This is a genomic window from Mucilaginibacter rubeus (genome assembly GCF_014643835.1).
GTDB lineage: Bacteria > Bacteroidota > Bacteroidia > Sphingobacteriales > Sphingobacteriaceae > Mucilaginibacter > Mucilaginibacter rubeus.
On sequence record NZ_BMKD01000001.1, the window covers coordinates 1604026 to 1623021 of the forward strand.

General features: G+C 41.5%; 20 protein-coding genes. 3 read left to right on the forward strand and 17 right to left on the reverse strand.

Annotation, left to right across the window (positions count from 1 at the left end; genetic code table 11):
* Window positions 1-27 precede the first annotated feature (27 nt).
* Complete coding sequence (locus IEX80_RS06470; protein ID WP_188832369.1) at window positions 28-411, forward strand: hypothetical protein; 384 nt, start codon at window positions 28-30, stop codon at window positions 409-411.
* A gap of 243 nt (window positions 412-654) precedes the next feature.
* Here the strand turns inward: IEX80_RS06470 and IEX80_RS06475 are convergent, their stop codons facing one another.
* From IEX80_RS06475 to IEX80_RS06485, 3 genes are all read right to left on the reverse strand, one after another.
* Window positions 655-3036, reverse strand: a complete 2382-nt coding sequence (locus tag IEX80_RS06475; protein ID WP_188832370.1) for a phosphoketolase family protein — start codon at window positions 3034-3036, stop codon at window positions 655-657.
* A 240-nt stretch (window positions 3037-3276) separates the two neighbouring features.
* Entirely contained in the window at window positions 3277-3861 is a 585-nt protein-coding gene (locus IEX80_RS06480; RefSeq protein WP_139159949.1) for an HdeD family acid-resistance protein, read from the reverse strand.
* 78 nt (window positions 3862-3939) lie between these two features.
* Window positions 3940-4371, reverse strand: coding sequence for an Hsp20/alpha crystallin family protein (locus tag IEX80_RS06485; RefSeq protein ID WP_188832371.1), 432 nt, complete (start codon window positions 4369-4371; stop codon window positions 3940-3942).
* 224 nt (window positions 4372-4595) lie between these two features.
* Between IEX80_RS06485 and IEX80_RS06490 the strand changes: the two genes are divergently transcribed.
* Complete coding sequence (locus tag IEX80_RS06490) at window positions 4596-5456, forward strand: universal stress protein (protein ID WP_188832372.1); 861 nt, start codon at window positions 4596-4598, stop codon at window positions 5454-5456.
* A 130-nt stretch (window positions 5457-5586) separates the two neighbouring features.
* On the opposite strand, the gene IEX80_RS06495 is transcribed toward IEX80_RS06490, so the two are convergent.
* From IEX80_RS06495 to IEX80_RS06535, 9 genes are all read right to left on the reverse strand, one after another.
* Window positions 5587-5715, reverse strand: a complete 129-nt coding sequence (locus IEX80_RS06495) for a PAS domain-containing protein (RefSeq protein WP_188832373.1) — start codon at window positions 5713-5715, stop codon at window positions 5587-5589.
* A 28-nt stretch (window positions 5716-5743) separates the two neighbouring features.
* Window positions 5744-6388 (reverse strand): LOG family protein, encoded by a 645-nt coding sequence (locus IEX80_RS06500; protein WP_229701533.1) that lies wholly within the window; start codon window positions 6386-6388, stop codon window positions 5744-5746.
* A gap of 93 nt (window positions 6389-6481) precedes the next feature.
* The gene (locus tag IEX80_RS06505) at window positions 6482-6595 is read right to left on the reverse strand and encodes a universal stress protein (RefSeq protein ID WP_090526052.1); all 114 of its coding nucleotides are present in this window, start codon (window positions 6593-6595) and stop codon (window positions 6482-6484) included.
* Between the two features lie 28 nt (window positions 6596-6623).
* On the reverse strand, window positions 6624-7988 hold the full coding sequence (locus IEX80_RS06510) for a L,D-transpeptidase scaffold domain-containing protein (protein ID WP_188832375.1): 1365 nt from the start codon (window positions 7986-7988) through the stop codon (window positions 6624-6626).
* A gap of 109 nt (window positions 7989-8097) precedes the next feature.
* A complete protein-coding gene (locus IEX80_RS06515; RefSeq protein WP_188832376.1) occupies window positions 8098-8916 on the reverse strand; it encodes a putative universal stress family protein in 819 nt (272 codons plus the stop codon).
* A gap of 295 nt (window positions 8917-9211) precedes the next feature.
* Window positions 9212-11749 (reverse strand): magnesium-translocating P-type ATPase, encoded by a 2538-nt coding sequence (mgtA, locus tag IEX80_RS06520; RefSeq protein WP_188832377.1) that lies wholly within the window; start codon window positions 11747-11749, stop codon window positions 9212-9214.
* A gap of 128 nt (window positions 11750-11877) precedes the next feature.
* Window positions 11878-12636: a hypothetical protein gene (locus tag IEX80_RS06525; protein ID WP_090526056.1), complete on the reverse strand. Its 759-nt coding sequence runs from the start codon at window positions 12634-12636 to the stop codon at window positions 11878-11880.
* A 109-nt stretch (window positions 12637-12745) separates the two neighbouring features.
* Window positions 12746-13996, reverse strand: a complete 1251-nt coding sequence (locus IEX80_RS06530) for a sensor histidine kinase (protein WP_188832378.1) — start codon at window positions 13994-13996, stop codon at window positions 12746-12748.
* Entirely contained in the window at window positions 13996-14670 is a 675-nt protein-coding gene (locus IEX80_RS06535; RefSeq protein ID WP_091164237.1) for a response regulator transcription factor, read from the reverse strand. Before IEX80_RS06535 ends, IEX80_RS06530 begins: the two co-directional genes overlap by 1 nt.
* A 122-nt stretch (window positions 14671-14792) precedes the next feature.
* Here IEX80_RS06535 and IEX80_RS06540 point away from each other — a divergent pair, with 122 nt between their 5' ends.
* Window positions 14793-15455, forward strand: a complete 663-nt coding sequence (locus IEX80_RS06540; RefSeq protein WP_188832379.1) for a cytochrome b/b6 domain-containing protein — start codon at window positions 14793-14795, stop codon at window positions 15453-15455.
* A 3-nt stretch (window positions 15456-15458) separates the two neighbouring features.
* On the opposite strand, the gene IEX80_RS06545 is transcribed toward IEX80_RS06540, so the two are convergent.
* The 5 genes from IEX80_RS06545 to IEX80_RS06565 are packed head-to-tail and all read right to left on the reverse strand — an operon-like array spanning window position 15459 to window position 18996.
* Window positions 15459-16148 (reverse strand): VIT1/CCC1 transporter family protein, encoded by a 690-nt coding sequence (locus IEX80_RS06545; RefSeq protein WP_176627141.1) that lies wholly within the window; start codon window positions 16146-16148, stop codon window positions 15459-15461.
* A 6-nt stretch (window positions 16149-16154) separates the two neighbouring features.
* On the reverse strand, window positions 16155-17378 hold the full coding sequence (locus IEX80_RS06550) for a DUF3570 domain-containing protein (RefSeq protein WP_188832380.1): 1224 nt from the start codon (window positions 17376-17378) through the stop codon (window positions 16155-16157).
* A gap of 14 nt (window positions 17379-17392) precedes the next feature.
* On the reverse strand, window positions 17393-17620 hold the full coding sequence (locus IEX80_RS06555; RefSeq protein ID WP_090526062.1) for a DUF4266 domain-containing protein: 228 nt from the start codon (window positions 17618-17620) through the stop codon (window positions 17393-17395).
* 3 nt (window positions 17621-17623) lie between these two features.
* Window positions 17624-18571: an FAD:protein FMN transferase gene (locus IEX80_RS06560; protein ID WP_188832381.1), complete on the reverse strand. Its 948-nt coding sequence runs from the start codon at window positions 18569-18571 to the stop codon at window positions 17624-17626.
* Entirely contained in the window at window positions 18568-18996 is a 429-nt protein-coding gene (locus tag IEX80_RS06565) for a thioredoxin family protein (RefSeq protein ID WP_188832382.1), read from the reverse strand. Before IEX80_RS06565 ends, IEX80_RS06560 begins: the two co-directional genes overlap by 4 nt.

The window sequence follows — 18996 nt, forward strand, 5'->3', positions numbered from 1 at the left end:
TAGCGTTTAAACTAAGGCCTGTCAAATATGAAAACTAATATCACGATGAAATTAGTCATCTCAGTAGTCACCATCACTATATTATCATCATGCGAAAAAGCTATTGTATATAATGGGAATGTTACTATTACGGTACAATACAACCAACAACCTGTGCCGGATATTCCTGTTTATTACTATGTCGGGATACCTGAAAAAGACAACTCAGGCAACATTAGATATCAAGGAATGCAGCTTTCCGCTATTGATGGAAGTGCAACTTTTAGCCAATTACCCCCCGGGCAATATCACTTTACTGCATCTGGTTTTTTGAAGCCTGCCCAAAAAACGGTAGCAGCAGACACTGATGTCACAGTAAGAAAGCGTTACCGGGACGAAAGTAATTATCAGATACTACTCCCCCTTCGTTAAATTAAAGTCCGGAAACAGAAAATGCCTGTTGGCATTTTCTGTTTCACCCGGCCCCGTTGTCGTAATAGGATAAATTGCTAAGTACTGCAGGTCGGTTTTTGCAGTGTGGCTTTTGGGGTACAGGGAATTACATTATGTCCAGATCTGCATATTTATTGAATCAGGATCCGCAATAAACCCCTGGTTATCATAGTGATTAGATTAAGCATACGTGCAACTTCTGGCCTTCGAAAATTTCACCTTTCAAGCTTTCCACCGCCAATTTCTGATTTCGGGCATATCCTCACCATTAACATTGATGTATTGTTTGTGCTCAACCAATTTGTCCATTAGGTTTTGTTTGAGATATAAGCCTTTACTGCCCAAATGCGGCAATCGATCGATTACGTCCATTACGAGATGAAACCTATCCATTTCGTTAAGCACGGTCATGTCAAAGGATGTCGTTATTGTGCCTTCTTCTTTGTAACCTCTTACATGAATATTGTTATTATTGGTCCTATTATAAGTAAGCCTGTGAATAAGCCATGGATAGCCATGAAAAGCGAAGATCACGGGTTTATTGACAGTAAAAAGTGCATCAAAATCATGGTCGTTCAAGCCATGTGGATGGCTGGATTGCCTTTCCAGCTTTAGCAAGTCGACAACGTTTACAACCCTTATCTTTAAATCAGGAAAATGTTCACGTAATATGGATACAGCAGCCAGCGTTTCTAATGTAGGCACATCACCGCAGCAGGCCATCACAATATCTGGCTCACAGTCCTGATCATTACTTGCCCAGTCCCATACCCCAATGCCTCTTGAACAATGAACCACAGCCTCATCCATACTTAACCATTGAGGAGAAGGGTGCTTCCCTGCTACCATAACATTTACATAATGTTTGCTACCCAGGCAATGAGCCATAACCGACAAAAGGCAGTTAGAATCCGGCGGCAAATAAACCCTCACAATTTCTGATTTCTTATTAATGACGTGATCAATGAATCCCGGATCCTGATGGGTAAAACCATTATGGTCCTGGCGCCAAACGGTTGAAGTAAGCAGAATATTCAGGGATGCTATCTTTCTCCGCCATGGTATCTCCCGCGTCATTTTCAACCATTTGGCGTGCTGGTTAAACATCGAATCGACGATATGTATAAATGCCTCATAACAATTGAATAGCCCGTGCCTGCCGGTTAGCAAATACCCTTCGAGCCAACCTTCGCACTGATGTTCGCTGAGCATCTCCATTACCCTCCCCTCTGGGGCAAGGTATTCATCATTTACATTAATATCAGCGTTCCACTGACGGCTGGTAGTTTCAAAAATTGCCTCTAACTTATTTGAGACAGTCTCATCGGGACCAAAAACTCTGAAATTTTGAGGATTAAGAGATATTACATCCCGTAAGAAACGACCGGTGACGTGCACATCACCTTCGCCTGTGATACCCGGATGATCAACATTAACTGCATATTTCTGAAAATCAGGAAGCACCAACTCTCTAAGCAAAAGCCCCCCATTTGTGTGCGCATTTGCTCCCATCCTTCGATTGCCTTTTGGTGCTATTTCCGCAATTTCCTTCTTTAAGCAACCGTTAGTATCGAATAACTCTCCGGGCCGGTAACTCTTCATCCAGCTTTCGAGCATTTGCAAATGACTCTCCGGGCTTGACCCGGAAACGGTAAGCGGTATTTGATGAGAGCGAAATGTGCCCTCTATCTGCTTTCCATCAACAACCTTTGGCCCGGTCCATCCTTTTGGTGAATTTAATATGATCATTGGCCATTTTGGTCGCTCCTGCCCTGGATGCTCTATGGCATTGTATTTTATTTGCTTTAGAAAGTGTACTGCTTGCTCTAAGGCCGCAGCCATAGCCTGGTGCATAATTGCAGGGTCCGAACCTTCGACAAATAAAGGAAAGTAGCCATAACCATGAAATAATTGTTCGAGCTCGATGTGGGGAATGCGGGCCAAAACCGTTGGATTTGAAATCTTATAGCCGTTCAAATGCAAAATTGGTAATACAGCGCCATCGGTAATCGGGTTCAGGAACTTATTAGAATGCCAGGCAGTTGCCAGCGGACCGGTTTCGGCTTCTCCATCGCCCACAACACAAGCAGCAATGAGGTCCGGATTATCCAGCACAGCGCCAAATGCATGGCTTAACGAGTATCCAAGTTCGCCCCCTTCATGCATTGACCCCGGTGTTTGGGGCGAGGCGTGACTGGATACACCACCTGGAAATGAGAACCGTTTAAACAAATTTTTCATACCCGCGCGGTCCTGGCTAACTTCCGGATAAACTTCGCTGTAGGTTCCTTCCAGGTATGTACCTGCTGCTACGGCAGGTCCGCCGTGCCCGGGTCCTGAAATGTAAAGCATATTTAAATCATATCTGTTAATGATCCGGTTAAGGTGAGTATAAATAAAATTCTGCCCGGGGGTGGTACCCCAGTGGCCTAACTGCATTTTCTTGAGATGTTCTATTTTTAATGGCTCTTCCAAAAGCGGATTATCGCAAAGATAAAGCTGGCCAACAGACAAATAATTAGCTGCGCGCCAATAAGCATCTAATTTCTCCAAACATTCACCGGTTAACGGCGCGTTATCGATTGATGTGATATCAGTTATCATTGTCATTTTAATTGCTTTAAATAATTTTAAATGCGGTTTATTTCATTCACGATCCACACCATCATCAGTTCCTCATCAGTTGGTATTATATAGACGTTAACCCCTGAATCATTTGCAGATATATTCTTATTTTGGTCAGATTTCATTATTCACTGATTTGACATTATCAACAAATATCGAATGACTGGGATTCTCAAAACATGACCGCCATCACTAATTCCGATGAGTAACAGCATTTAGTTAACCTTTGGATTTACCCGAAGAAAGACTGATGATATGTCTAACCTTAAAAGAAATAACCACTCTGAAAATACCTGCTCCCAAAAACGCCATTCCAGTCCATACGATCAGGTTAGCGATACCAAAAGCAGGATAAGCAAGAATGCCAACTGAAAAGAAAATGATAACCAAGCTATTAAACATGATCCAGCCCCAACTCCCGATACCGTAAGCACGCATATCAAGCGCGCTTCCTATACCCATTATGCCTCTTACAAGCAACCAAAATCCAACAATAATCGGAAGCAACATCATGGTTATTGTTGGGTAGGTAAACAAATAACTACCTATAGCTAAATCAATCAACCCGCTTGCCAGCAGCCACCCCCAGCGCTCAATATGCCGGATACTTATCATTGCAAAAACAGTTTCAAAAAGGCCGGTCATCATCATTCCTGCGGCAAACGTAATACTAAGTGAAAGATACGACTGCAGCGGCGATAGAATCACCCAAAACCCAAGAACACAAAGCAGGATACCAGATAACAGCATCAATATCCAATATCTGGACGGGACAATTACCCTGTTATAAACTACAGCTTCCATAGTTTGATATTTTTTGCGGCGTTTGATCAAAGAAGAAGTTGCACCTGTACAATCAAAGTACAGGCGCAACGCGGTTGATCAGTCAATGTTAATTTTCTTTTTCTCTGCAACAGCAGGGGTTGTTTTACGAATATCAATAGTCAGCAACCCGTTCTTGTAATTTGCTTGAATGTGGTCATTATCCACATCTCCGGGTAAGTTGAAGCTTCGGGTAAAGGAACTGCTTGAAAATTCTTTGCGGGTGTAATTCTCTTTTTCCTCATTATGTTCCTCGCTGGTTTCGGCACTGATAGTCAGCAAACCATTTTCAATACCGATATTGAAATCATCTTTCTTGAAACCCGGGGCGGCAACTTCAAGTTCATAATTCTCTTTCTTATCACGGATGTTTACCGCCGGCAATAGCTCCCGATTGAAGAAAGGATGATTAAAGAAATTGTCGTTGTTCCAGAAATCCTCCATCATTGAACGCAATGAGGGGATGTTGTTTGATTTTACTAATGTTGACATAGCGTTGTATATTTAAGTTTATGGATCAAAATTCGGAATGGATTATTCAACCGCACATGACCGTGCTCACAAAGAGCTATGATTGTGAGCATTAAATGCAAGGCTGCGTTTAACCATTCATGTTTAAAGTCAAATTCAGTCATGATCATGGTCATTTATAATGAGGACTGAGATGTGAATATTTGTGTAATCAAATCAGTTACTTAAAAATTCAATCCATTATCATGAAAACTATCCTCGCACTCACCGATTTTTCCGATAATTCATCAAACGCTGCAAATTTGGCTGTACTACTGGCAGGTAAATTGCATGCCAACGTACTTTTGTATCATAACTATGAAACCATAGCGGTAGCGTCCACTTTTTCTGGAGGTCCCTACGTAGACGAAGAGTTTTTTTTAGCCACTGCCGAAATAAAGAAAAAACTTGATCATCAATTAAACACACTGCAATACATTGCAGATGGGATTGATAAAACCGAACGAAAGCCAACACTTAAAGGCTTAAGCGGTGACGGTAACCTGAAAGATAATCTCAAACAAATACTTGATGAAAACCAAATTGTGTTTATAACGATGGGGGCCCCATCAGGTACCTCTATCGAACACTTGTTTTTCGGCAGCGAAACCAATAAAATAATTCAACATACACAACGCCCGGTGTTGGTTGTACCAGCCAGTACCAGTGTTACCGATATTAAAAAGGTGGTATTCGCTACTACCTTCGATGAAGCGGATATAGCGCCACTCCATTTCTTAATTGGCCTGGGAAAGATCTTTAAGTTCAGTATTGAAGTGGTACATGTAAACCAGCCAGTAAAAGATAAGAAACAGCAAATTGAAAAGGAAGGAGCTTTCCAAAAACATATTGCCAAATTCGGGTACGACGATATTTCGTTTAAGGACCTCGGAGGCCGCGAAGTTGCGGACCGGCTACACCGTCATTGCGCTGAAGAAAAACCTGATCTCCTCGCGGTAGTTCATCACCAACATTCTTTTTTCAGGCGCTATTTTGAACATAGCACTACCAAAGAAGCTCTTAGCGACCTAAAATTGCCGCTGTTCATTTTCCCGACTATTATTTAAACCCGGTTCAATTTATTAAAAGCGGTCCATTCAAAAATGGGTACAATCCATACTTTGAATGGACCATTAATATCAGTTACATGAAGCGGTTTATTCAACCGGAAATTTCATTTCGAAAAAGGCGCCATCTCTAAGGCTTGTATCCAAACAATTCGTCAGCAGCTGGATTGGCATAAATGATCTGTCCGGTTTTATCAATTATAATAATACCATCTATCACATGATGTATAACAACTTTTAGGAAATTCAGATCATTCATATTGATAGCGATATTGATAATAAAACTATTAAATGCGTTCCAAAAGCCACTTTATAGGAGTGATCGGCTTTGCGGGCTTTAGCCCAAACGTTTTGATGCACTTTTCGGAAATTAAACTAACGGCTTCTTCTATATCATCAGTTATCAAATACAACTTCATATCACCAGGCCCTATTGTTCCATTAGCCTTCATGAGATCGATATGTTCAACAAGTTTGCAATAGTATTCTTTACCGAAAATAACCACCGGGAAGTCTTTTATCTTGTGTGTTTGGATCAGGGTTAGCGCTTCAAAATATTCGTCCATTGTACCGTATCCCCCAGGCATAACAACAAAGGCAAAAGAGTATTTGACCAATAACACCTTCCTTACAAAAAAATGTTTCATGTAAACCCATTTATCGAGGTATTGGTTAGGCTTCTGCTCTACAGGAAGCTGGATATTACAGGCAACAGACCGGCCGCCAACATCCTTAGCTCCCCTATTAGCCGCTTCCATAAGTCCAGGCCCTCCCCCTGTCATAATTGTAAAACCAAGCTTCGCAAATTCGGCAGCAGCTTTCCGGGTCAGTTCATAATAAGGATGGTTTTCCTTAAATCTGGCCGAACCAAATACCGTAATGCAGGGGCCAATAAAATGTAATGCACGGAATCCTTTTATAAATTCCCACATTGTTTCGAACGTAAAACGTAGCTCCTTAAATCGCGAATGGGGGCCCTCCAGGAATGCGATCTCAGATTTATTGCTCTCTTTAGACATCACTAATTATAATTGGCATAATATTACGCCTGCCCTTATATTTTGAGCAATATTTACAGCATAACTTGCCGCATTTTTTGCCTGCGCCGAAAAATCTGTTGGAACTAAAATCGTTTTCATAATTTTTCAAAATCATAATAAAAACCGCTCACTTTGTTTTATTGACGGGTTTAAGGCCATAAAGCTCATTTTCGACCTTGTTGTCAAGGTTATATATGTCTTCATATTTTACAATCTGGCCATCCACAATAGCAGTAGTGATATAAGTAATCTTGATTGGGACAGGCTTTTTAAGTTGAAAAACTTTAATTTCCCGATCCATCAGGGCCCGGTGCATGGATTTTATGTCTGTTTTATTTCCGGCTGTTGCTAATAACAATTTGGCAAGTTCTTCTCCCCGCTCAATTCTTATCGCCCCGTTACTCGTCGCTCTTTTTTGCTTCCTGAATAAATTCTTATCAGATAAACCCAACAACTCTATACCTGCCTTATTGCCGGGCATGAAATATATATAATTGCCATTTTTTTGATTGCCTGTTTTTTGTTTAGGAAACAGATTATACGGAATCATTTTGTCTCTCTGATTAGTTTTGGGATTTACAGCGCCTGTTCCGGTAGCAAAATCTGTAAGCGTACTTACCATTAAGGGTGTTGGTGTAGCAGCAGCCCCTACCACTATTTTGAAATTAAACGTTGTATCCGGCAGGACTAATTTTAATGTATAAGTTGGAATATTAATCTGGATATAAGTACTATCGTTTATTTCGGCCCACCGTAACCGCTCCATATTCACAGCAATTTTTCTCACATCGGCTTCCGGCGTTTCATAGCAGTCTCCCTCATAAAGCCCTTTAATCAAATGTAACTGATGTTGAAATATTGCGTACTCTTTGTTTAAAGGTTGCACTTTTACTACTGCATCCATAAAAGCAGGTAATTTGAGCGCATTAGTTAATATTTCTTCGCTGTTAAAGCCGTTAATGGTTGCCCTATCAATTTTCGCAGGCGGATAATATGGGTTCAGTTTGCCGAAATGCAGGTTATTCATAAAAGCGAGCATAGCGTCGGTGAGGAATATCTCAAACCGGGCCTTTTGCTTGTTGTTTACTTTACCGGGTTGTTCGAGTATGGTGTGCAAGGTGGTATACTGCAGCTCTTTAGGATGATAATCTTCGTGCCTTAAACCAAATTGCAACACACAATCAATCAGGAGCATGGCAGCCCATGTTTTATTTTGATCTTTTTGTTCCACTGTCCATACCGGAGCAAAAGCCCGTTTTTCGTAAAACCGCTTAGCTGAAACTGGAAAATACAAGCCATTATTCAATGCCTTATCATTTAATTGCCCGGCGATCTGTGCTGTGATCGAAGTATCAGTTGTATTGCGAATAATGTTTTTTCCTGGTGCATAGCTTTTTGACAAGGCTCCTGCCGGCATAAAAAAAATGCACAAAACAAACAGCCAAATAAGGGTTTGTTTACTGGCGGCAAAGCTTATTTCAACTATTTTCATAATTTCTTTTTTATGACGTAAAAATGCAATGCCTGGTAGGTTAAATTAGTGACGACGGTCATTTATCCAACTGATCCTGAACACTCAAAACAGTTTCAACTTTGTAAACTCAATATGGAAAGACAAGCACCGGGATGCCTACTTGCACAGGAACGGAAATATCGCTCCCCTCGGTTCTCAACTGCTCACAATGAAATCGGTGATGTACAACCGCCAGCAGATCGGCATGCATATTATGTATCATAACATCAACAGCCCGTGACATATCACGTTCTTTTGTATTACTAAAAAACAGCCTCTCATAGCCGATTTTTTTACTTATCTCGTCGCTAAAGAGTGTTAGCGCGTAATTTTGTTCCAAATGGGGCAAACCCTTTGCCGAAATATGAGCGAGTAACAGATCTGCCTGAAAGGCCTGGGCCAAAGAAGCAAGATGTTTCAAAACATTTAACCGGCAATATCGTAAATCAGCTGTGTAAACCAAGCGCTCAAAACCACCATCAAATTTCACAGGAACAAGCATCACCGGGCAAGATATCCGGTTTAAAACCGCCTGCACCTTAACGTCCCGATTAAATGGTGCCGATTCCGGCAACCCTTTTATAACCATCCAAACGCAATTTTTATTGATGTAAGCAATCAATTGCGCTTCCGTATCACTTGACACTTCAAGTTCTTCAATTAGCGGCATATGTTCACCTTCTTTTAAGGACAAATTGGCCGGTTGGCCCCGTAACGGACCGGGTATGTAACCATCAGCGGCAACGTACCCCGCCAATTGCAATGCTTTAGAAAACGATGGTTGTTTTACCGCATATATCCGGGCCAAAACTAAATTAGCTCCAATGCGCTTTGCTATGTTGAAGGCAAGATGCGTGGCATTTGTAGCAGACGCAGAACCATCGTCAATTACCAGGATCGTTTTCATAGGCTGTGTTTTCAGGTTAATAATTGAAGTACGATAGCAAAATTAGGCATAGGCTCATTTTATCCACTTGATGTAAATCAACGATTTACGTGATTTTCCTCATACATTTTGCAGGCCTTATAAAACGACTTTTTCATGGTAGCCCTTGAAATGGCTAAAAACATTAATATTCCGTTGCTGATATTAAATGCGAAATAGAATTTAACATGCACATAACTGTATATGGGTATAATATCATCTTAAGCTACGATAGCGATTTGCAGACAGCTATTACTATGTACGTCGGACAAAGAGGTTATTTAATTTTTTTATAAAACCATCTCTTGGCAAGTTCAGCCGATAGAATATATGCAGTAACAGTTGCAAGCATCAACATATAGTATTTCCAGGATAGTGGTACGAAACCAAATATTGACGCCAATGGCGAATATGGAATCATTAACACCAATAGCAATATTGCGATGGTAGTTATCGATAGATATCTGCCGGGAAGGCTTTTAAAGAATGACAGTCGGGTACGTACTATCAAAACAATTAAAACTGCAGAAACCACCGATTCGGTGAACCACCCTGTTTGAAAAACTCTTTGATTAGCATGCAAAATAAAAATGAGCACGGCAAATGTTAAATAATCAAAAACGGAACTCAATAAACCGAAAACGATCATAAATCGTTTAATAAAACCGAGGTTCCACCGTTGCGGCGTTTTAAGATTAATATCATCAACCTTGTCTGAAGATATGGTCATTTCAGGAAAATCGGTCAACAGGTTGGTAAGCAATATCTGCTTTGGCAACAAAGGCAAAAAGGGCAAAAATAACGATGCACCGGCCATACTAAACATATTACCAAAATTTGCACTGGTAGCCATAAAAATATACTTCATGGTATTTGTAAATGTTTTACGGCCTTCTATAATCCCGTCACATAATACATTTAGGTCCTGATCTAACAAAACGATATCAGCCGCCTCTTTTGCAACGTCAACCGCCGAATTTACTGATATACCCACATCGGCCGTGTGCAGTGCCGGCGCGTCATTAATACCATCTCCCATAAAACCAACAACGTTCCCTGCTTTTTTCAAAACACTTATGATACGTTCTTTCTGGCTGGGCTCAACCTCCGCAAAAATATGAGTCAGGGGCGCCTTATGACGCAATGCTGCACTACTCATATTACGTATTTCCTGACCGGTAAGGACCTGTGCGGATGAAAGCCCAAGCTGTTTAGCCAGGTTTCTGGCTACCGGTGCGTTATCCCCTGTAATAATCTTAAGTCTGACGCCGAGATGTTGCAGTTTTTTAATGGTTTCAGACATGCCGGCACGCGGAGGGTCAAATAATGTTATAAACCCAAGGAAAACCATATCATGCTCATTTTCCCTGGTGAAAATTTGATCAGGAGCAACTTCCTTATATGACACTCCAAGCGTGCGCAATCCCGAATCACTTAAAAGCTGATACTGAACTAAAATCGCTTCTTTATGGTCGCCTATATCCGCAAGAATACCTGCCGATGTTTCAACCCGATTACAAATATCAAGAACCTGACGCAAAGCACCTTTCGTGATGGCTATATTGGCTGCCGGGATTTTCACCTGTACTGTAAGCCGTTTACGCACAAAATCATATGGCACTTCTGTAATCGCCGAAAAATCCTTCGCTTCATTTCCCTCATAATGGGCAGAACAGATGGCTTTATCGATCGGGTTGACAAATCCTTGCTGGCAGCTGGCATTAAGCCAGGCATATTTAAAAACTCTATCGCTGGGTGCGCCTTTAAAATCAAGTGTCTCTTTTAAAGTTACTTTACCTTCTGTAATTGTCCCTGTCTTATCAGAACACAAGATATTCATGCTGCCAAAGTTTTCAATAGCGCTCAGCCGTTTTACAATCACCTTTTGACTGGCCATCCTGCGGGCACCAACCGAAAGATTAACGCTAATGATGGCGGGCAACAATTGAGGTGTAAGCCCTACGGCCAACGCGAGTGAAAACAAAAACGAATCAAGCGCCGGCTTATGCAGCAACACATTAACGGCAAAGATCACCAACACTAACAAAAGCGTGATCTCCATTAACATATATCCAAATTTTCTTATCCCTTTTTCGAAATCAGTTTCAGGAATTCTTAATGACAGCTTATCTGATATTTTCCCAAATTCAGTTTGCTGGCCTGTTGTCACGATGAGTGCCTTTCCAATACCGCTTACCACGCTCGAACCCATAAAAAGGCAATTGTTGCGCCTGGCTAAGGGGGCGTCAACACTTTCAACTCCTGGATTTTTTTCTACCGGGTAAGATTCGCCGGTAAATGCCGCTTCATCAACAAACAAGGCCTCAGATTCTAAAACAAGGCCATCGGCAGGGATAATATCTCCCGCAGAAAGGCAAATCACATCTCCAGGTACAACGGCAGTTACCTCAAGCTCTGTTTTCCTGTTATCCCGTAGCACGGTGCAGTGTAGCTGAACCATCTTTAACAGTTCACTTACCGCACTTGCTGCACCTTTTTCCTGCCAGAAACCAAGAAGGCTGCTGATCAGGACAATGATCATAATTATTAATGTGTCGGCGGTATCTCCCAGGGCTGCGGAAAGCAAAGCAGCAGCTATAAGCAACAATGTTACCGGGCTTTTAAACTGAGAAAATAATATGATCAGGTTATTAAATTTATTAGCTTTTTTTAACGTATTGGCGCCATATTGATTAAGCCTTTTATTAGCTTCGGCAGTGCCAATACCTGTTGCCTGAGTTTCAAGGAGTTTAAGTGCATCATTAATAGAAAGTTGCCAAAAATTACTCAGTTGATCATTAGTTTTGCTTTCCATCAGTTTGGGCTAAAAGAGGTTAGAAAATTCTAAACAAATTGAGCTATTGCGAATTAAAAACTGAATGCTTCTGATCAGTCCGAAAAATGATTCAGGTCACTATTAATTATCAGAACATTTTAATAAACCTAAAATCTTCTGCCAATAATTATTTTAACAATGGCACGGTCCGAATTCGATGTAAATCCATAGCCAATTCCTCCGTTAAACTCCCATTTAGGGTCTACGTTGAGGTCCGTGGCTACAAACAACTGGTGATCTTGTTGTTTAATTGGGTCGTAGTGAAAAAATGGCCCGGTACTACCATAATATTCGAGGCCCAGGGCAACGGCTTTTGTTACATCGTAACTCCCTTTAACATTTGGTGAAAAGGTAAATCCACGGTTTTGATCGGGCCCCTTGAAACTCTTCTCGAGGGTAGGATTTAAGGATATATATAACTTGTTCCATTTTTTATCTACGATTGGCCTGATTTCCAGCGTGGAGGTATTTGCCGAGAACGCACTTTTCTGGAAGCCAAACTCTGTAGATATACTTACCCCCACGGGCCAGTTCCAGCTTGAAGGAGCGGCAACCCTGGGCCTGATGTGAGAGCCGACGTAAGCCGTCCGGCCCGCATCCCCAATAGAGTTAAAGATATAAAAACCTGTTTCAAACCAGGTTGTCCAACCATGAGTGATCTCTATCGTTTCATGTACAACATGGTTGGTAGGAAGTTCTCCGCTGGTTACAGTTTTACTGCCGTTTAATGTATAATTGCTATGCAATTCAAACATTGTTTTACCTTTTTCAACGGTTTCAGAACCATAAACCTGAATCTCATAATTATCTTGCGCCTTAAGTTCCAGGGCGTAAAACACTAAGATCAATAAACATAAATATTTCATCAATAGTCGGTTTTAACTTGTATACAAATAGTATAGCGTTAAAACTATCGGGACAATCTGAAGTAAAATTGGAGTTAAAGCTTATGTATAAGAAACGTGACAAACGAAATTAAAAGGTTATGACAAACGTATGCTTTCCCGCGTCATATTGGTATTGGATGCCATACCCATAGTGCTGGCAAATATTTTTAACCAGTGTTAATCCCAGTCCGGCACCTTGTGAATCTTTGCTTTTGTGAAAACGTTCAAAAATTTGTTGGCCGTTTAACGCGTTTGCAATACCGGTATTTTTTATCGAAAGTTGGTTTGGGTCAAGACCAATAAAAATTTCACCACCCGGCACATTATGGCGGATTGCATTCCCAAACAAATTATTTAGTAAAATATCTATCAGGTATTTACTGGCCGATATCTGTTTCGGATGCAGCTTATACCGGATAGTAAGGTTCTTATTTTGCATAAGTTCCTGAAATTGGAGCATTTTCCTTTCAAGTATTACATCGAGTTCAATCGACTCTTCTTCAACGATCAGCTTATTTTCCAGTTTAGCCAGCAGTAATAATGAGTGATTAAGTCGACTGGACTTGTTTACTGAGCTGTAAATATCTGCGATCTGCGCCAATTGCGCTGCAGTCAATGTTTCGTCCTGTATTAGTGTATCCAATTTGGTGGTTACAACAGCCAGGGGTGTCATCATTTCATGTGATGCATTCTCTGTAAATTGTTTCAGGCTAAGATAATCCTGAGTTACCCTCAAAGACATTTCCCGTATGGCTTCATTAAGTTCTGTAAACTCGTCCACCTTACTTGGCTTACCTGTAAATTGATCAACGTCGGCGATATTGAACTGTTTGATCTCATTTAGGGTGAGCTGAAAAGGCTTCCAAAGGCCATTTAGCAGATATTTATTGGTTATAAAGAGTACCGTCAATAAACCGGCAAGTAATGCAAGCGTGATAATAGAAATGAGTTCGATAAGGTTTTTTTGCCCAACCCTCGAAACAGTAATTGTAACCTTATAGTTGCTGTTCTTTAACTTTACGAGGTCTTCTACGGCCCTACCTGCTTCCCGTCGCTGCTCTGCCGGGTTTAAATAAATAGTGTCAAAGAAACGCTTCTGTACCAGTTGCCTGTAAGTTTTAACAAATACAGCGTGATCGCGGTCAAGGTCATATTGCTGCGGATTGCCATTGTTGCTCCTGATATACTCTTCCGCCTCTGTTAACTGTTGTTGAAGCGCCCGATCAAGTTGCTGTGTGCCAATGTAATTTATAGCGAAGTAGTAAATCACTGCTCCTATCACTAACACAGCCAGGGTAATATAAAAACTCGTCCTGGTATAATGCTCTGACAGCCTCATCAATCAGTGAATTTATAGCCGAGTCCGTATATAGATGTCAAATAATCTCTTCCTCCCGCATCCAGAATTTTCCGCCGGAGGTTTTTAATATGGGTATAAATGAAATCAAAACTATCATACATGTCCATCTCGTCGCCCCAAAGGTGTTCTGCAATAGCATTTTTTGAAATTACTTTACCTTTATTGGCAATAAAGTACAGTAACATTTCATATTCTTTTCTGGTCAGTATTATCGTATTTTTATTAACCTCGACAGTACGTCCCTGTATATCAATTGAAATTTCATTAAAAACCAACTTGCTGCTGGTATTTAGCGCTTTCCTGCGATAAACAGCCATCAGCCTGGCTTTAAGCTCGGCCAAATGAAAAGGCTTGGTCAGGTAATCGTCTGCGCCTATGTTGAGCCCCTTCAATTTATCATCGAGCGAGTTGCGGGCAGAAATGATCAAAACAGCTTCGCTTTTTTGTTGTGTGCTTAAGTATTCAAGTACGCCAAACCCTTCGCCATCGGGTAAGCCAATGTCAAGCAAAACACAGTCATAATCATAATCAGATAGCTTTTGCAGTGCGGGGGTCAATGCATTACAACTTTCACAAATGTTACCATCTACATTCAAATAACTCGTGATGTTTTCGCGTAAACCTTGCTCGTCTTCTATTACCAGTATTTTCAAAGCTTTTTAATCAAATTTAAAAATTGAAACTGAAGAGAACCTGAAGTATTACCAACACTACAGACTTACTTCAAAATCATCAGGTAATTTACAAACATTTTAAATGAGGATACAAAACAACTATGGCAATAATCCAACCTGATCGTCGGCCCCTTACCCGCCGGGTATACTCAGCTCCCTTGCGTTTTTGGCATTGGGCAAACACAATAGTTATCAGTGGTTCATTAATTACTGTTTTGATCAATTCTACTATTACCGACAGAGGAACTATAACAAACATAATTAAAACGCAACTGCAAACCCAGGGCACTACCATAACTGACGATCAATCGGGCTCCGTTGCTCATGCGCTGGGGGATAGTGTTTGGAGCATACATACCTGGTTTGGTTATGTATTAGCGGGATTATTGCTGTTTAGGCTCATCCTTGAACTTTTTCAAGTAACCGATCAAAAATTCATCCGCCGGATAAAGGACCTCTATAGTCAGTTTCATTCCACAAGAAAAGAGCGTGAACTTGCCAAACATGAGCTCATCGTGAAAGCCGTTTATGCAGCATTCTATATCTTGCTTATTATAATGGCAGTAACGGGTTTATTCCTGGCATTTGAAAATCTGTTAGCGCCTTTTAAGGCTATCAGGCATAGTGTTAAAGAAGTTCACGGATTTTGCATGTATCTGATTATCGCGTTTATACTCGTGCATTTAGCTGGCGTATTTTTGGCTGAGCGGAAAGATGACAAAGGCATTGTCTCAGACATGATAAACGGTGGTAATAATAACTAAATATCATTTTCCGGTAATCAGCTTTGCCATAATAAACGCGGCCCCCGCAGCAAGAGCTCCAATAATTACTACTTTTAACGCGCCGCTTAACGCAGGCTGGCCGGTCATTTTGCTTTTGAAATAGCCAAAAATGAACAAGCAAATTATTGTTACCCCGCATGAGTAATAAAGTGCCTCTTGCGCCTCATGAATAATAATATAGGGTGAAAGCGGGATGATGCCACCTACGATATAGGAAATACCAATAGTAATAGCACTTTGGGTAGCGCGGTTTGCATTAGGTTCCTCCAGGCCCAGTTCATAACGCATCATAAATTCAACCCACTGCGTCTTGTCTTTTGCCAGCTCATCTGCTATCTCGTCCTGCAGATGCTTTGAAAGTCCAAAATCTGCAAATACCTTCTTTACTTCTGCCTTCTCCTGTTCAGGCACACGCTCAACCTCATCATATTCCCGCTTCAACTCAGATTGATAATGGTCAACTTCCGTTCGACCGGCAAGATATCCGCCCAGCCCCATGGCAATGGATCCGGCTACTATTTCGGCGATACCCGCAGTAACCACCAGGGTCGACGAACTTACCGCCCCACTTAGCCCTGCTGCAAGCGCAAAAGGCACGGTTAAGCCATCAGACATACCGATAACGATATCCCTGATGGTTTCTGAACTTGTTACATGATGTTCACGATGCATATGACTTTATTTAAACTTCATTGCTAAAGTTACAATATTTGAATTTAAACCCGTCGAGCGCATGTAATGTCCCGCCCTGATCTCCAGCGAATTGAAATGCTGCCATCCAAATACACCGGTTGGCGGCGATAACCTGATGTTGGCACCAACAAAACTACTATGGAGTGTTGACAGGTCGTAATCGCTGGTATAATACACAGCGGTTGGGTCATGTTGCCCATAAGGTGCAAAGTACCTTGTACCCTGCTGATTATTATACCGGTAATAGGGACTTACTGATACAAAAGAGGTAAGCTTTATCGGTACCTCCAATTCGGCTGTGTGCGCCCGGATCCCCCAATTGTCCATGTAGTATCTGTAAAACGTTCTGATCACAAAATGATCATCCAGAAAATAATTGAACCTTACCGCAATTGGCAATTTATAACGGCTACCTGGCAGGTTTTCAACCCTTTCAGATCCATCGGTAAAATAATCACGTTGATATTTTGTTGCCAGTAACCCATGCTGATAGGACGGTTCGATAATGAACAAAGCCTGTAAACGCGTGGTAAGCACCTGCGAAATTGAAAACGAGGTACTAAATGAATTGCGGGGGTTATGGTCTACCTTACCCCGCCCGTCCCTCTCTGATCCTGACCCATATCCTGGTGGCCTTAATTCAACCGGCAATATAACCTTCCAAGTATCAAGAAACACTTGTCCCTTAAAATCAAACTGCGTGTTTTTATCTTTTGATACCCTGGTCAGGTTGATACCCCCACCGATAGACTGGTAATCAAACTCATGTGAATAAGACCCGGTTAAGCCAAATGCGTTTCCCGTTTTATCGTTGGATACTGTCCAATTTAGCGAGGGGTATACACGGGTGTCCTGCCTGGATGCGGAAGAAATACTATAAGGATCGATCTTATCTGAAGAAGCGGAAGTATAATGGTCAACACCTAATTCAAAAGTAAAAGTGTGTTTATTTCCTCCTATTCCGTATTTGGATAATTGCAGATCGAAGGTATTAGCAAAATCTGTTAGTTTTTCTGTGCCGATACCACCTGTAACCGCCGAGTTGTTACCATCCTGGTGGTAATAGGCAGATATGATGTTAATTTCATCAATTTTAAGCTTACGTGCCTGGTAATTGCTGCTATCTTTAACGGGCAAGGCTTTAGTTTGCGCATGCGAAGCAACGATTCCTAAATACAGAGCGGCAACGCATAAATATATTTTCCTCATTTCCGGTCGCCGTTTTAATTACATCCGCAGCCACCGCCGCTCTTTCCGCCATTTGCTCCTGAACCACCTTCACGGTACAATTGGAAACTTTGCTCAAACTTTTGCGATTTACGGGCTGATAGCTCCATCTCCGCATCATTAAGGCGATTTTTCTGATATGCTTTTACCGACATGCAAGATGTAAGGCCGAGCGCCGGTAAGCTACTTACCAGCATTAATTTAATCAGGGGTATTTTTTTCATGTACTAATTTTTAATATTAATATTATTGGAGGTATAAAGGCGGTTATTGTCGTCGATGATCACACAGGCAAGTTGCTGTAGTTGATTTACCAGGTCCAATCCGACGCTGATCCCCATTACTGTTACGGGTGTGGCCATAGCGTCGGCAAACTCCGCGCTCGGACAAATAATGCTTACGCTTTTAATTCCGCTTACCGGCAAACCCGTTTTAGGGTCGATGGTATGAGAATATTTTTTACCATTTATCACAGCGTACTTTTCATAGTTACCGGATGTGGCAATAGCCATATCGCTTATATTGAGCGTTGAAAACGGCGTCATCTGCTTATTCGGATCTGCTATTGCTATAGTCCATGGCTTACCATTAGGTTGTGTTCCCCAGGTAATCAGGTCGCCGGCTGCATTTACTATCCCGCTGTTTACTCCATTTTGCTGTAAAATGGCTTTCGCCCGATCAGCTGCATACCCCTTCCCTATTCCTCCAAAACCTATACGCATACCTTTTTCTTTGAGCATCACAGTCATGTCATCAGAATCCATGATCACATTTTTATAATTGATCAGTCGTACAGCATTTTGCGCGGTTTCGGCATTAGGCAAACTTTTCATATTTACATCAAAATTCCACAGGCTTTTATCAATTGATCCGTAAGTAATATCAAATGCTCCCTGCGTAAGCTCGGATATTCTTAGCGAACGCTGAATAAGTTGAAAAACCTCATGATCTGTTTTTACCGGCTTTATTCCGGCAGCGGCGTTAATCTGGTTGGTTTGGCTATCGTCACTGAACGTAGTTAGTAATTTTTCTATGCGGCTTATCTCCGCTACAGCCAAATCAATACACTTTGCGGCCCATTGCCCGTCATCTCCTACAACGCTTATCTCAAAACGGTTACCCATCAGTTTCAGCACACGTTGATGTACGGTTGCCCCGCTGTCAATGGCTGTCATTGGACAAACGCTTTGATCTGGTCAATAAACTGTTCAGCGGATTCATTTGGATAACCGTCCCACTCCTTTAATACCTTACCATGTTCGTCAACAAGCAGCGTAAATGGGAACTTACCGTCAGGATTGTATTTATCTGCAAGCGCTTCATTTAACTGTACCTGCTCCTTGCTGAGTTGATTTTTCTTTTGGCGGGGAAAATCAGCCCTTACCAAAACAAGTTTATCTGCAGCGAAATCATTAAATTTTTCGGATTCCAAAATATCTTTCCGCAGCCGGATGCAAGGGCCGCACCAATCAGAGCCGGAAAAATTTATTACTATGAGCTTATGCGACGTTGCCGCTTCCGTCTGCGCTTTCTTAAAATCACCAAGCCATGTAACCGGCTTGCCTGTAAACAACAATAATGAGATGATCAGTAATTTCAT

Excerpts from the sequence above, each read along its gene's own strand:
- IEX80_RS06470 (WP_188832369.1), top strand. The coding sequence starts at position 28 with ATGAAAACTAATATCACGATGAAATTAGTCATCTCAGTAGTCACCATC.
- IEX80_RS06475 (WP_188832370.1), bottom strand. The coding sequence starts at position 3,036 with ATGATAACTGATATCACATCAATCGATAACGCGCCGTTAACCGGTGAA.
- IEX80_RS06480 (WP_139159949.1), bottom strand. The coding sequence starts at position 3,861 with ATGGAAGCTGTAGTTTATAACAGGGTAATTGTCCCGTCCAGATATTGG.
- IEX80_RS06485 (WP_188832371.1), bottom strand. The coding sequence starts at position 4,371 with ATGTCAACATTAGTAAAATCAAACAACATCCCCTCATTGCGTTCAATG.
- IEX80_RS06490 (WP_188832372.1), top strand. The coding sequence starts at position 4,596 with ATGAAAACTATCCTCGCACTCACCGATTTTTCCGATAATTCATCAAAC.
- IEX80_RS06495 (WP_188832373.1), bottom strand. The coding sequence starts at position 5,715 with ATGAATGATCTGAATTTCCTAAAAGTTGTTATACATCATGTGATAGAT.
- IEX80_RS06500 (WP_229701533.1), bottom strand. The coding sequence starts at position 6,388 with ATGTGGGAATTTATAAAAGGATTCCGTGCATTACATTTTATTGGCCCC.
- IEX80_RS06505 (WP_090526052.1), bottom strand. The coding sequence starts at position 6,595 with ATGAAAACGATTTTAGTTCCAACAGATTTTTCGGCGCAGGCAAAAAAT.
- IEX80_RS06510 (WP_188832375.1), bottom strand. The coding sequence starts at position 7,988 with ATGAAAATAGTTGAAATAAGCTTTGCCGCCAGTAAACAAACCCTTATT.
- IEX80_RS06515 (WP_188832376.1), bottom strand. The coding sequence starts at position 8,916 with ATGAAAACGATCCTGGTAATTGACGATGGTTCTGCGTCTGCTACAAAT.
- mgtA (WP_188832377.1), bottom strand. The coding sequence starts at position 11,749 with ATGGAAAGCAAAACTAATGATCAACTGAGTAATTTTTGGCAACTTTCT.
- IEX80_RS06525 (WP_090526056.1), bottom strand. The coding sequence starts at position 12,636 with ATGAAATATTTATGTTTATTGATCTTAGTGTTTTACGCCCTGGAACTT.
- IEX80_RS06530 (WP_188832378.1), bottom strand. The coding sequence starts at position 13,996 with ATGAGGCTGTCAGAGCATTATACCAGGACGAGTTTTTATATTACCCTG.
- IEX80_RS06540 (WP_188832379.1), top strand. The coding sequence starts at position 14,793 with ATGGCAATAATCCAACCTGATCGTCGGCCCCTTACCCGCCGGGTATAC.
- IEX80_RS06545 (WP_176627141.1), bottom strand. The coding sequence starts at position 16,148 with ATGCATCGTGAACATCATGTAACAAGTTCAGAAACCATCAGGGATATC.
- IEX80_RS06550 (WP_188832380.1), bottom strand. The coding sequence starts at position 17,378 with ATGAGGAAAATATATTTATGCGTTGCCGCTCTGTATTTAGGAATCGTT.
- IEX80_RS06555 (WP_090526062.1), bottom strand. The coding sequence starts at position 17,620 with ATGAAAAAAATACCCCTGATTAAATTAATGCTGGTAAGTAGCTTACCG.
- IEX80_RS06560 (WP_188832381.1), bottom strand. The coding sequence starts at position 18,571 with ATGACAGCCATTGACAGCGGGGCAACCGTACATCAACGTGTGCTGAAA.
- IEX80_RS06565 (WP_188832382.1), bottom strand. The coding sequence starts at position 18,996 with ATGAAATTACTGATCATCTCATTATTGTTGTTTACAGGCAAGCCGGTT.